Origin of the sequence: Sphingomonas sp. CFBP9019, from assembly GCF_034045155.1 — a bacterium.
In the GTDB taxonomy this organism is placed as follows: Bacteria; Pseudomonadota; Alphaproteobacteria; order Sphingomonadales; family Sphingomonadaceae; genus Sphingomonas; species Sphingomonas aerolata.
Genome location: NZ_JAXCWK010000003.1, coordinates 181,655 through 193,923, shown reverse-complemented (window position 1 = coordinate 193,923; position 12,269 = coordinate 181,655). Strand labels below are relative to the sequence as shown.

The 12,269-nt window shown below is 68.0% G+C and carries 10 protein-coding genes; 4 read left to right on the top strand and 6 right to left on the bottom strand.

The window, feature by feature from the left end; translation table 11 throughout:
- Position 1 precedes the first annotated feature (1 nt).
- The gene (locus SOM18_RS08820) at positions 2–511 is read right to left on the bottom strand and encodes a hypothetical protein (RefSeq protein ID WP_031440189.1); all 510 of its coding nucleotides are present in this window, start codon (positions 509–511) and stop codon (positions 2–4) included.
- A 153-nt stretch (positions 512–664) separates the two neighbouring features.
- Here SOM18_RS08820 and eno point away from each other — a divergent pair, with 153 nt between their 5' ends.
- Together eno and SOM18_RS08810 are read left to right on the top strand one after the other, a co-directional pair.
- Positions 665–1,945: a phosphopyruvate hydratase gene (gene eno, locus SOM18_RS08815; protein ID WP_031393148.1), complete on the top strand. Its 1,281-nt coding sequence runs from the start codon at positions 665–667 to the stop codon at positions 1,943–1,945.
- A gap of 23 nt (positions 1,946–1,968) precedes the next feature.
- Positions 1,969–2,301 (top strand): FtsB family cell division protein, encoded by a 333-nt coding sequence (locus SOM18_RS08810; RefSeq protein WP_042466854.1) that lies wholly within the window; start codon positions 1,969–1,971, stop codon positions 2,299–2,301.
- A 42-nt stretch (positions 2,302–2,343) separates the two neighbouring features.
- On the opposite strand, the gene SOM18_RS08805 is transcribed toward SOM18_RS08810, so the two are convergent.
- The gene (locus SOM18_RS08805) at positions 2,344–3,168 is read right to left on the bottom strand and encodes an alpha/beta fold hydrolase (protein WP_031440190.1); all 825 of its coding nucleotides are present in this window, start codon (positions 3,166–3,168) and stop codon (positions 2,344–2,346) included.
- A gap of 128 nt (positions 3,169–3,296) precedes the next feature.
- Between SOM18_RS08805 and SOM18_RS08800 the strand changes: the two genes are divergently transcribed.
- Positions 3,297–5,057 carry a DUF885 domain-containing protein gene (locus tag SOM18_RS08800; protein ID WP_031440191.1) on the top strand — a complete coding sequence of 587 codons (1,761 nt, stop codon included), beginning with the start codon at positions 3,297–3,299 and terminating at the stop codon, positions 5,055–5,057.
- Between the two features lie 12 nt (positions 5,058–5,069).
- Here the strand turns inward: SOM18_RS08800 and SOM18_RS08795 are convergent, their stop codons facing one another.
- Entirely contained in the window at positions 5,070–6,485 is a 1,416-nt protein-coding gene (locus SOM18_RS08795) for an MFS transporter (protein ID WP_320481564.1), read from the bottom strand.
- 147 nt (positions 6,486–6,632) lie between these two features.
- Between SOM18_RS08795 and SOM18_RS08790 the strand changes: the two genes are divergently transcribed.
- On the top strand, positions 6,633–8,714 hold the full coding sequence (locus SOM18_RS08790; RefSeq protein ID WP_320481739.1) for a prolyl oligopeptidase family serine peptidase: 2,082 nt from the start codon (positions 6,633–6,635) through the stop codon (positions 8,712–8,714).
- Positions 8,715–8,865: 151 nt separating this feature from the next.
- Here SOM18_RS08790 and SOM18_RS08785 read toward each other — a convergent pair whose 3' ends face one another.
- The 3 genes from SOM18_RS08785 to SOM18_RS08775 all read right to left on the bottom strand — a co-directional run bounded on the left by SOM18_RS08785 (position 8,866) and on the right by SOM18_RS08775 (position 12,182).
- Positions 8,866–9,420, bottom strand: a complete 555-nt coding sequence (locus tag SOM18_RS08785; RefSeq protein ID WP_031440853.1) for a glycine zipper 2TM domain-containing protein — start codon at positions 9,418–9,420, stop codon at positions 8,866–8,868.
- Positions 9,421–9,489: 69 nt separating this feature from the next.
- Positions 9,490–9,780, bottom strand: a complete 291-nt coding sequence (locus SOM18_RS08780; RefSeq protein ID WP_031440852.1) for a hypothetical protein — start codon at positions 9,778–9,780, stop codon at positions 9,490–9,492.
- 110 nt (positions 9,781–9,890) lie between these two features.
- Positions 9,891–12,182 carry an ATP-dependent helicase gene (locus SOM18_RS08775; protein WP_414712107.1) on the bottom strand — a complete coding sequence of 764 codons (2,292 nt, stop codon included), beginning with the start codon at positions 12,180–12,182 and terminating at the stop codon, positions 9,891–9,893.
- Positions 12,183–12,269: the final 87 nt, after the last annotated feature.

Below are 12,269 nucleotides of genomic sequence, written 5' to 3'. Positions count from 1 at the left end.
CTCAGTCCTTCGGATTTGCATCGATGCCCGACTGGACCAGTCGTGCCACGACGAAGCCGAGGGCCGCGGCCGCACCGACCGCAACGGCGGGCGACTTGCGGACGAGCGCGGTGACGTCGTCGACCAGTGCGTCGATGTCCTTGCTACGGACCTGCTCGGCGAAGCCCGAGACGCTGTCCGCGGCGCTGCGGGCATAGCCGCCATATTGTGCGCCGAGCTTGTCGTCGACCTGCGCGGCGGCGTCGGTCAGCAGCTGTGCGACCTGCTCGAGCGCGGTGCCGGCGCGGGCCTTGCCGTCCTCGGCGAACAGGCGCGCCTTGTCGGCGGCCTGCTGGCCATATTTGCTGGCATTGTCCTTGATCACCTGCTTGGCCTCGGTCGCCTTGGTGCCGGTGGTGTCAGCGGCGTCGTCGAGCCGCATGACGCCGCCCTTCAGCGGCTCTGCGGTGGTGGCAGTGCCGGCGGCGGCGACATCGCCTGTGGTCATCGGCTGTGCGTCGGTATCGGCCATGGTCGTCCCTTTCGAAATGCTACGCCCTCAACACCGGTGCGCAGGCACGGTTCCCCTAGTCGGCCTGATTGCCCGATATGACGCGAGGCGGTAGAGGCAGCGCGAACGTCCCGGGCGATCGACCAGCTTGGGGATTTGTAGGAGCATCGTTACGTGACCGCAATCATCGACATTCACGCCCGCCAGATCCTCGATAGCCGGGGCAATCCGACGATCGAGGTCGACGTCCTGCTCGAGGATGGCAGCTTCGGCCGCGCCGCGGTGCCGTCGGGCGCCTCGACCGGTGCGCACGAGGCGGTCGAGAAGCGTGACGGCGACGCCACGCGCTGGGGCGGCAAGGGCGTCGACAGCGCGGTCGATGCGGTCAATGACGAGATCACCGACACGGTGCTGGGCATGGACGCGGAGGACCAGTCGGACCTCGACCGCGCGATGATCGAGCTCGACGGCACCGAGAACAAGGCGCGGCTGGGCGCGAACGCGATCCTGGGCGTCAGCCTGGCCGCGGCCAAGGCGGCCGCCGAAGCGCGCGGCCTGCCGCTGTACCGCTATGTCGGCGGCGTCCAGGCGCATCTGTTGCCGGTGCCGATGATGAACATCATCAATGGCGGCGAGCATGCCGACAACCCGATCGATTTCCAGGAATTCATGATCGTGCCGGTCGGCGCATCGAACATCCTCGAGGCGGTGCGCTGCGGCTCGGAGATCTTCCACACGCTGAAGAAGGGCCTGAGCGCGAAGGGCCTGTCGACCAGCGTCGGCGACGAGGGCGGTTTCGCGCCGAACATCGGCAGCACGACCGAGGCGCTCGACTTCATCATGTCGAGCATCGAGAAGGCCGGCTACAAGCCCGGCGAGGACGTGATGCTCGCGCTCGATTGCGCCGCGACCGAGTTCTACAAGAACGGCAAGTACGACATTTCGGGCGAGGGGAAGATCCTCGAGAGCGCCGAGATGGCCGAGTATCTGGCCGACCTGACGCGCCGCTATCCGATCTTCTCGATCGAGGACGGCATGGGCGAGGACGACTGGGAGGGCTGGAAGACGCTCACCGACCTGATCGGCGACAAGGTCCAGCTGGTCGGCGACGATCTGTTCGTGACCAACCCGAAGCGGCTGAAGCGCGGGATCGAGGGCGGCTATGCCAATTCGCTGCTGGTGAAGGTCAACCAGATCGGCACGCTGACCGAGACGCTGGAAGCCGTGTCGATGGCACAGCGCGCCAAGTACACCGCGGTGATGTCGCATCGCTCGGGCGAGACCGAGGATTCGACGATCGCCGACCTCGCGGTCGCGACCAATTGCGGGCAGATCAAGACGGGCAGCCTTGCGCGGTCGGACCGGCTCGCCAAGTACAACCAGCTGATCCGGATCGAGGAAGAGCTGGGCGACGCGGCGCGCTATGCGGGTCGCGACATCCTGATCGGCGGCTGATAGGCTAAGACCCGGAGGACCCCATGGCGCGCACGACCAGCACGACGAAGAGCACCAAGTTGCGGCGGACGATGCGCAAGGCCGCCTGGCCTGCGCTGGGGCTGACGCTGATGGCGTTCTTCGGCGCCTATGCCGTGCTCGGGCCGAACGGGATGTTCGCGTACGGTGATTACAAGCGGCAGCTGGCGAAGCGGGAGCGCGACTATGCCGTGCTCGACCGCAAGCGCGAGGTGCTCAAGAACCGGGTGGCGCTGCTCAACCCGGACCATGCCAATCCGGACATGGTCGACGAGATGGTCCGCAAGGAGCTGAACGTCGCGCACCCGGACGAGGTGATCGTGCCGCTGGGGAACTGACTTACGATCCTCCCCCTTGCGGGGGAGGATTGATAGGCGGGGTTACCGGCCGAGGAAGCGCAGCAGATCCTGCGTGAAGCGGTCGCTCTCGGTGAGCGTCAGCCCGTGCGGGGCGCCGTCATATTCGACCAGCTGCGAACCCGCGATGCCCTTGGCCGCGGCGCGGCCGGTGGCGTCGATCGGGACGGTCTTGTCGGCGGTGCCGTGGACGATCAGCGTCGGCACGCGGAAGGCGGCGAGGTCGGTACGGAAGTCGGTATGGCCGAACGACTCGGCGCAGGCGAGCGTCGGGCGCAGCCCCGCCTGCATCGCCAGACCCCAGACCCAGTCGACCATCTCGTCGCTGACCGGCGAGGTGATGAACCCGACGCCCAGGAACTGCTGCAGGAAGGTGCGGAAGAAGGCGGGGCGATCCTCTTGGATCCCGTTGCCGATGCCGGCGAGTGTTGCCTCGGGCACGCCGTGGGGATTGTCGTCGGTCTTGAGCATATAGGGCACGACCGAGGCGATCAGCCCGGCGGCGATCACGCCCTTGCCGTCGTGGCGGCTCATGTAGCGCGCGACCTCGCCGCCGCCCATCGAGAAGCCGACCAGCGTCGCGTCCTCGGTCGCGCCGGTCGCGGCCATGACGTCGGCGAGATCGTCGGTCAGCGTGTCATAGTCATAGCCCGACCAGGGCTGGCCCGACCGGCCGAAGCCGCGGCGGTCATAGGCGATCGCGCGGAAGCCCGCTTCGGCCAGCGCCATCGCCTGCGCATCCCAGCTGTCGGCATTTAATGGCCAGCCATGGGTGAGGATCACGGGCCGCCCGCTGCCCCAGTCCTTGACGTAAATGTCTGTACCGTCGCGGGTTTTAATGAAGGGCATGTCAATCTCCGGGGTTGTCGCCAAAGTCCTCACGTCAACGGTCCGGGCTATTGGCCGTTCCAACTCTGGCGTCCGCGCGATTCCGCTGGCAGCATTGCGGGCACGCTACGGCGTGAGGGGGGAGATTGATGCGGACGAGGTTCCCGGCGAGGACGGCGGCGCTGCTGCTGGCGCTGGGCAGCTGTACGCCCGACGATCCGCAGACGCGGGACCGCGTCGCCGCCACGCCCGTCACCGCCCCCGTCGCTGCGATCGCGCCCGATGCGTGGACCGCGTTCCGCGACCGGTTCGTCGCCACGTGGTTCGCGCTCGACCCGGCCTTTGCGGTCTATCAGGGGCGGCATGAGCATGATGGCGGGCTGCCCGACTGGAGCGCGCAAGGGCTGGGTCGGCAGGCGGCGTTCCTGCACCGGTCGATCGCGGCGGCGGGGCGGTTCGAGGCGGCGGCGCTCAGCCCCGACCAGCGGTTCGAGCGCGACTATCTAGTGATGGTCGCGCGCGACAAGCTGTTCTGGCTCGAGGCGGCGGACGCGCCGCATCGCAACCCGGCCTGGTATGTCGCGGGCGGGCTCGATCCCAATGTCTATGTCGTGCGTGCCTATGCCGACCCGGTCCGGCGGATGCGCGCGCTGATCGCGCTGCTGCGCCGGATCCCGGCGGCGACGCTGCAGATCCGCGCGAACCTCGCGACGCCAATGCCGATCAGCCATATCGACTATGCCGCCAACGCGTTCCGCGGCTTTGCGTCCTATTACATGGACGATTCGGTCAAGGCGTTCGCCGGGGTCGCGGACGAGGGGCTGCAGCGCGAGCTCGCCGATGCGGCGATGACCGCGTCGGAGGCGATGCGCGACCTGGCGCTCTGGGTCGAGACGCAGCGGCCGGGCGCGACACGGTCGTTCGCGCTGGGGCCCGCGCTGTTCGCGAAGATGCTGCGCGAGACCGAAGGGGTCGACACGCCGATCGCGACGCTCGAGGCGGCGGGGCGGGCCGACCTGGCGCGCAACCAACGTGCGCTCGCCGCGGCCTGTGCCCGGTTCGCGTTCGGCCTGACGGTCCGCGACTGTCTGGCGCAGGTGAATGCGGACAAGCCGGTCGACGGACCGGTCGCCGAGGCGCGCCGCCAGATCCCGATGCTGCGCGCGTTCATCGTCCGGCGCGACCTGCTGACGCTCGCCGGCAGCGAACAGGCGCTGGTCGAGGAGAGCCCGCCCTATAGCCGGCAGAATCTCGCCTATATCGATCCGCCGGGCCCGTTCGATCGCGGCGTGCCGTCGGTCTATTACATCTCGCCGCCCGATCCGCGCTGGACGCAGGCGGTGCGGGACGCGTTCGTGCCGGGCAAGGCGGACCTGCTCTTCACCTCGATCCACGAGGCGATGCCCGGGCATTTCGTCCATTTCCTCCACGCCAATCGCGTGCCGTCGCTGATCGGGCGGGTGTTCGTCGGCTATGGCTATGCCGAGGGCTGGGCGCATTATGCCGAGGAGATGATGTGGGAGGCGGGGCTGGGCGGCGGCCGCGCGGACATCCATATCGGCCAGCTGTCGAACGCTTTGCTGCGCGACTGCCGGTTCCTCGCCGCGATCGGGATGCATGCGCGCGGCATGACCCAGGCGGAGGCGTTCACGCTGTTCGTCGATCAATGTTACCAGGACGAGGGCAATGCGCGGCAACAGGCGCTGCGCGGGACCTATGATCCGGCCTATCTCAACTACACGATGGGCAAGCTGATGATCCGCCGGCTGCGCGAGGACTGGACCGCGGGCCGGGGCGGGCGGCGTGCGTGGAAGGCGTTCCACGACCGGCTGCTGCGCTATGGCGGGCCACCGATCCCGCTGGTCCGGCAGGCGATGCTGGGCGAGGCGAGGCCGATCGCGGCGTTCTGAGCGAACCGGCGGCTAGCGCGCCTGCGCGGCGGGCTGGACGTCGCGCGTCTCGTCGATCGGCGGGTTGCGGATCGAGGGGCGCAGGCGCGACACGCTGCACAGGCCCGCGACCAGCGCCATGCCGGCGGCGACCAGCGGCGGCGTCGTGCCCGCGCCGACCCCGATGGCGAGCAGCGCGGCGACGACGGTCGCGCCGGTCGTCTGGCCGACCAGCCGGACCGTCGAGATCAGCCCCCCGGCAGCGGCGGCGCGCTCGCGGGGAGCCGAGCCGATGATCAGGCGCGCGTTCGGCGCCATGAACATCCCGAACCCCGAGCCGCAGAGCGCCATCCGCCAGGCGATGGCGAAATAGCTCGGATCGGCGGGCATGAACGCGAGCAGCAAGAGCGCGGCGATCGAGACGGCCATGCCGATGCCGCCGAGCAGCCCGGCGGGATAGCGATCGGACAGCCATCCCGACAGCGGCGCCACGACCATGTTCGCGAGCGGCCATGGCGCGATCGCCGCACCGACCTCGGCCGCGGAAAAGCCGTAAGCCTGGGTCAGCCGGAACGGCGTCGACAACAGCAGCGTCATCTGCGCGATGAACGCGGTGTAGGCGCCGATCGCGGACAGCGCGAGGACGGGGCGGGCGAGCAGGTCGATCGGCAAGATCGGCTTGGTCTCGCCGCGCTCGCGCCGCACGAAGACCCAGCCGATCGCCACCCCGGTCAGCACGATCGCCGCCGAGACGACCGGGCTGTCGCCGTGCACCGCGGTCTCCGACCCGCCGATGACGAGCCCGATCATCGCCGCGCACATGACCGCGCCGAGCACGTCGAACGGTTCGCTCCGCGGGCTTGGATCGGGCAGGGCGCGCCCGAGGATCAGGCTGAGGATCGCGAACGGCACCGCGCTGGCGAAGACCCAGGGCCAGGGCGCGACCGCGAGGACCAGCCCGCCTAGCGTCGGCGCGAGCGCGGCCGAACTCGACACCACCACCGAATTGATCCCGAGCCCGCGGCCGAGCTGCTTGGCGGGATAGATCGAGCGGATCAGCGCGGACGAGACGCTGAGCGCGGCCGCCGCGCCGAGCGCCTGTGCGGCGCGGACGACGAGCAGGAAGGGCAGGCTCTTGGCAAAGAAGCAGAGCAGGGTCGCGACGGTGAAGACGAGCTGGCCATATTGATACATGCGCTTCAGCCCGATCCGGTCGCCGAGCCCCGAAAAGGGGAGCAGCGCCATCGCCAGGATCAGCTGATAGACGGTGACGACGGTCACCACCGCACTGCTGTCGACGCCGAGATCGCGTGCGATCGTCGGCAGCGCGACATTGGCGACGCCGCCGTCGATGATGGTCAGCGCGGTACCCGCCGAGATGGCGGCGATCGCGAGGAAGCGGCGGGGCTTGGGAAGGCCATCCAGGGCCGTTGTCTGGTCGGACTGCATTGCGGACCGCGATAGACACCGTCATGAATGACGCCAAGCTATTCGGGGAAATGGACGATGCGGGTTCTTACGGCTGCGCTTGCGGCAACGATATTGACGGGCGGCGCCGGCCTTGCGGCGGGCGGTGCGCTCGCCCAAGTCGCACCGATGACGAACACAAAGCCTGCCCCGACCCCAACCCCAACCCCGACCCCGGCCGCGGACACCGCCGCCGATCCCTATATCTGGCTCGAGGACAAGGATGGCGCCAAGCCGCTCGCCTGGGTCGAGGCGGAGAATGCCAAGACGCTTCCCCGGTTGCAGAACGATCCGCGCTACAAGAGCTTCTATGCCGAGGCGCTGGCGATCGCGGCGGCGAAGGACCGGATCCCGATGCCCGACCAGCGCTTCGGCCGGATCTACAATTTCTGGCGCGATGCCGATCATCCGCAGGGGATCTGGCGCTGGACGAGCGAGGCAGGCTACGCGCAGGCCGATCCGGTCTGGACGACCGCGCTCGACCTCGACGCGCTGAGCAAGGCCGAGGGCAAGAAATGGGTGTGGAAGGGGGCGACCTGCCTTCAGCCCGACGAGCGGCTGTGCCTCGTCTCGCTGTCCGAGGGCGGCGAGGATGCGGTGTCGTATCGCGAATTCGATCTGCAGACCGGGCAGTTCGTCGCGAACGGCTTTGCGCTGTCGACGTCGAAGCAGGGCGCGAGCTGGGTCGACAAGGACACGCTGCTGGTCGCGCGCGACTGGGGCGCGGGGTCGATGACCGCATCGGGCTATCCGTTCGTGGTCAAGGAGGTGAAGCGCGGCCAGCCGCTGAGTGCTGCGCGCGAGATCTTCCGCGGCGAGGCGTCGGACCAGCTTGGCACCTATGCCAGCGTGATGACCGACGGGCAGGGCAACCGCGTGACGATGATCCAGCGGCGCCCGACCTTTTTCGGTGGCGAGAAGCATGTCGTCACGCCGGCCGGGCTGGTGAAGCTCGACGTTCCCGACCGCGTCTTCCCGTCGGGGATGGTCGACGGTCAGGTGATCTTCTCGACCAGCGAGGCGTGGGGGCAGATCCCCGCCGGCGCGATCGCCTCGGCGCCGCTCGCCGAGGTGCGCAAGGGCAAGTTCACGCCGACTTTGGTCTTCGCACCGACCGATCGCCAGTCGGTCGACGGCGTGTCGGTGACGCGCGATCACGTGGTCGCCAGCGTCTATGACAATGTCCGCGGGCGGGCGATGGTGTTCACGCACGGCAAGGCGGGCTGGACGTCGCGGGCGGTCGCGCTGCCCGACAATGCCTCGGTCGACGTCGCGAGCACGACCGATCGCAGCAATGCGACGTTCGTGCAGGTGACGGGGTTCCTCGCGCCGACGACCTTGTGGACGCTCGATGCGGGGCCTGGCGGCGTGCCCAAGCAGATCAAGGCGCTGCCGGCGAAGTTCGATGCGTCGCGCGACGTCGTCGAGCAGTTCGAGGCGGTCTCGACCGACGGGACGAAGATCCCCTATTTCATCGTCCACCGGAAGGACGTGCCGCTCGACGGGACGACGCCGACGATCATGACCGCCTATGGCGGGTTCGAATCGTCGATGACGCCCTATTATTCGGGGGTGATGGGCAAGCTGTGGCTCGAGCGCGGGGGCAGCTTCGTGCTCGCCAATATCCGCGGCGGCGGCGAATTCGGGCCGAAATGGCATGATGCAGGACGCAAGACCAAGCGGCAGATCATCTATGACGATTTCGCCGCGGTCGGGCAGGACCTGATCGCGCGCAAGCTGACCAGCCCGGCGACGCTCGGCATCTATGGCGGGTCGAATGGCGGGCTGCTGATGGGGGTCGAGTTCAACCAGCATCCCGATCTGTGGAAGGCGGTGACGATCCAGGTGCCGCTGCTCGACATGATCCGCTACGAACAGATCGCCGCGGGCGCGTCATGGGTCGATGAATATGGGTCGGTGAAGATCCCCGCGGAGAAGGCGTTTCTCGAGACGATCTCGCCCTATCAGAACATCAAGCGCGGCGGGGCCTATCCCGAGCCCTATATCTGGACGACGACCAAGGACGACCGGGTCGGGCCACAGCATGCGCGCAAGTTCGCCGCGCGGCTGAAGGAATATGGCCTGCCGTATCTGTTCTACGAGGATACCGCGGGCGGGCATTCGGGCGACGCGGACATCGAGCAGGGGGCACGGATGCAGGCGCTGCAGATGACCTATTTCGCGCAGAAGCTGATGGGGCCGGCGAAGTAGCAGCCCGTCATCCTGGACTTGATCCAGGATCCAGAGCCGGATGCGGTATCGCTTGTGGCTCTGGATCCTGACTTTCGTCAGGATGACGGGGTTTCGGGGGAGGGGGCGCGAACGGCGGCGGGCGTGTTGGACGCCCGGTCGCCGCACCCGATCAGCGGCAGCGGATCTGGCTGTTGTTCTGCTCGACCGCGCGGCCGGCGAGGCCACCTGCGGCGGCGCCCAGCAGCGAACCGACGATCCGCGAGCGGCCGCCGTCGATCACGTTGCCGAGGATGCCGCCACCTGCCGCGCCGATGATCAGCCCGGTCGTGCCGTCGTTGCGCTTGCAGTAATAGCGGCCGTCCTGCCCCGCATAGACGCGGTCGTTGGCGGACAGGGTGCGCTCCTGATAATTCGGGCCAACGCGATAGTCGCGGGCCGGGTCGTAATTGCCCTCGTCGCGTTCGTCGGGGTAGCCGCCTTCGTACCGGTCGGGTGCCTGGCGATAGCCGCCCTGCGGCGCCGGCGGAACATAGCTGCCGCCACGATTGCCGCGCAGCGACTGGTAGCGATCGAATTCCTCGCGGAAGATCTGCAACTCGCTGTCGAGGCGCGCCTGGGCGGCGGCGAAACGGGCGTTGTCGGCACTGGTCTGCGCGACGGCGGGTGCGGCGGCGGACAGGCAGGTCGCGGCGATCATCGTCGCGAGGCCGAGAGAACGCTTCATGATCGAAATCCTTTCACGGTAGGGTGTCCCGGTAACGGGTGGCGACATCGCGCCGCCACCCGGCTTTCGTCAACGACAGATCTGGACGCGACGATGGTTGCGCCATTCGGTGCGGCAGCGGCGATTGTTGTTCCAGTTGCGGCGGTCATTGTCGCGGCCGCGGAAGCGACGCCCGTCGTGGCGACCACGATGGTCGTTGCGGCGATAGTCGCGACGATCGGCACGCTGATCACCGCGATGATCGTTGTCGCGATACTGCTGACTATGGCCCCGATCGCGCTGGGCTTCGGCGGGCGCGGCCACGCCGAGGCCGAGCGTGGCGAAGGCGAGCCCGGCGGCGATGAGATGCGTAAACTTCATGAGGTGTCCTCTTGCCCGAGATCGGGCTGGAAGGACGATACGATCCTGGTTCGGCATCGTTCCTGAACGGGGTTGTCGGCTCCCGTACAGGTTGGCGGCGACCGGTCGTCCTACGGCGCGATCGTCACGAAGCTGTCCATGACGCGCTTGCGGCCGGCCTGTTCGAAGTCGATCTCGAGCTTGTTGCCCTCGATCTCGGCGATGCTGCCATAGCCGAATTTCTGGTGGAACACGCGCTGGCCGAGCGACAGGTCGTCGCGACCCTTGTTGCCGAGGCTGATCGCGCTGGACCGGCTTTCGACGACGCGGGCGGGCTTGGTCGAGAAGCCGCCGCCGGGCGTGGCCGCGCGCTGCCAGCCGGGGCCGCGGCCGGTGCCGCGTGCGACGTCGGCGAACGGATCGGCGCGGTCGGACCAGTTCGCCTGCCAGAGGCTCGCGCCGCCCGACATCGTCGTCTCGGTGTCGGTATGCTCGTCGGGCAGTTCGGCGACGAAGCGCGACGGGATCGACGAATTCCACTGGCCGTAGATGCGGCGGTTGGCGGCGTGGAGGATGACGGCGAGCCGCCGCGCGCGCGTGATCGCGACATAGGCGAGGCGGCGTTCCTCCTCGAGACTCTTGACGCCGCCCTCGTCGAGCGAGCGCTGCGACGGGAACAGTCCTTCCTCCCAGCCGACGCAGAACACGGTGTCGTATTCGAGGCCCTTGGCGGCGTGGATGGTCATGATCGTGACCTGCGGATCCTGCGCGCCGCCCTCATTGTCCATCACCAGCGAGACGTGTTCGAGGAACGCGCCGAGCGAGTCATATTCCTCCATCGCGCGGACGAGTTCGCTCAGATTCTCGAGCCGGCCGGTCGCCTCGACCGATTTCTCGGCCTGGTACATCGCGGTGTAGCCGCTCTCGTCGAGCAGCTGCCGTGCGAGTTCGGCGTGGGGCAGGCTGGTCGCCATGTCGCGCCAGCGCGCGATGTCGCCGACGAGGCGGCCGAGCGACTTCTTGGCGGCCCCGGTCAGTTCGTCGGTGTCGAGGATGCGCGCGGCGGCGGTGGTCAGCGGGGTGCCGGTGGCGCGCGCGAGCTGGTGGATGCGCGCGACCGCCTTGTCGCCCAGGCCGCGCTTGGGGACGTTGACGATGCGTTCGAAGGCGAGATCGTCCGCGGGCTGGTTGACGACGCGGAGATAGGCGAGCGCGTCGCGGATCTCGGCGCGTTCGTAGAAGCGGAATCCGCCGACGATCTTGTACGGCATGCCGATCGCGATGAAGCGATCCTCGAACTCGCGCGTCTGGTGCTGCGCGCGGACCAGGATCGCGACCTCGTCGAGGCTCTTGCCCGTGCGACGGACGCTTTCGATTTCCTCGCCGACGCGGCGCGCTTCCTCGGGGCCGTCCCAGACGCCGATGACCTTGACCTTCTCACCGACGTCGAGCTCGGTCCAGAGCTGCTTGCCGAGGCGGCCGCCATTGTTGGCGATCACGCCCGAGGCCGCGCCTAGGATGTGCGGCGTGCTGCGGTAATTCTGTTCGAGGCGGATGACCTTCGCGCCGGGAAAATCGCGTTCGAACTTCAGGATGTTCTCGACCTGTGCGCCGCGCCACGAATAGATCGACTGGTCGTCGTCGCCGACACAGGCGATGTTCTTGCGCTCCTGCGCGAGCAGACGCAGCCAGAGATATTGCGACGAGTTGGTGTCCTGATACTCGTCGACCATGATGTATTTGAAGCGCTGCTGATACTGCGCCAGCACGTCGCGGTGTGTCTTCAGGATGACGAGCATGTGGAGCAGCAGGTCGCCGAAGTCGCAGGCGTTGAGCGCGCGCAGCCGGGTCTGATATTGCTCGTACAGCTCGCCGCCGCGGCCGTTGGCGTAGCGCTCGCTCTCGCCCGCATCGATATCGGCGGGGACGAGGCCCTTGTTCTTCCACTGGTCGATCAGCCCGGCGAGGCTGCGCGTCGGGAAACGCTTCTCGTCGATATCGGCGGCGAGGATGAGCTGTTTGAGCAACCGCAGCTGGTCGTCGGTGTCGAGGATCGTGAAGTTGGACTGCAGCCCGACGAGCTCGGCATGGCGGCGCAGCATCTTGGCGGCGATCGCGTGGAAGGTGCCGAGCCACGGCATCCCCTCGACAGCGTCGCCGACCAGACGCCCGACGCGCTCGCGCATCTCGCGTGCGGCCTTGTTGGTGAAGGTGACGCTGAGGATCTCCGACGGCCACGCCTTCTTGGTGAAGATCAGATGCGCGAGTCGCGCGGTCAGCGCCGCGGTCTTGCCGGTGCCCGCGCCGGCGATGATCAGGACGGGGCCGTCGGTGGTCAGCACCGCCTCGCGCTGGGGATCGTTGAGGCCGCGGAGATAGGGCGGCTGGCGGTTTGCGTCGGACGGATGGGCGATCTGGTTCACCGGTGAACAGGTAGGGAACGGGGCGCGATCGGGCAAGCGGCTAAGGCTTGCACGGCGCAGCGATGTGTGGAACAAATCGAGAATATC

Excerpts from the sequence above, each read along its gene's own strand:
- SOM18_RS08800 (WP_031440191.1), top strand. The coding sequence starts at position 3,297 with ATGCGGACGAGGTTCCCGGCGAGGACGGCGGCGCTGCTGCTGGCGCTG.
- SOM18_RS08810 (WP_042466854.1), top strand. The coding sequence starts at position 1,969 with ATGGCGCGCACGACCAGCACGACGAAGAGCACCAAGTTGCGGCGGACG.
- SOM18_RS08820 (WP_031440189.1), bottom strand. The coding sequence starts at position 511 with ATGGCCGATACCGACGCACAGCCGATGACCACAGGCGATGTCGCCGCC.
- SOM18_RS08790 (WP_320481739.1), top strand. The coding sequence starts at position 6,633 with ATGACGAACACAAAGCCTGCCCCGACCCCAACCCCAACCCCGACCCCG.
- SOM18_RS08805 (WP_031440190.1), bottom strand. The coding sequence starts at position 3,168 with ATGCCCTTCATTAAAACCCGCGACGGTACAGACATTTACGTCAAGGAC.
- SOM18_RS08795 (WP_320481564.1), bottom strand. The coding sequence starts at position 6,485 with ATGCAGTCCGACCAGACAACGGCCCTGGATGGCCTTCCCAAGCCCCGC.
- SOM18_RS08780 (WP_031440852.1), bottom strand. The coding sequence starts at position 9,780 with ATGAAGTTTACGCATCTCATCGCCGCCGGGCTCGCCTTCGCCACGCTC.
- SOM18_RS08785 (WP_031440853.1), bottom strand. The coding sequence starts at position 9,420 with ATGAAGCGTTCTCTCGGCCTCGCGACGATGATCGCCGCGACCTGCCTG.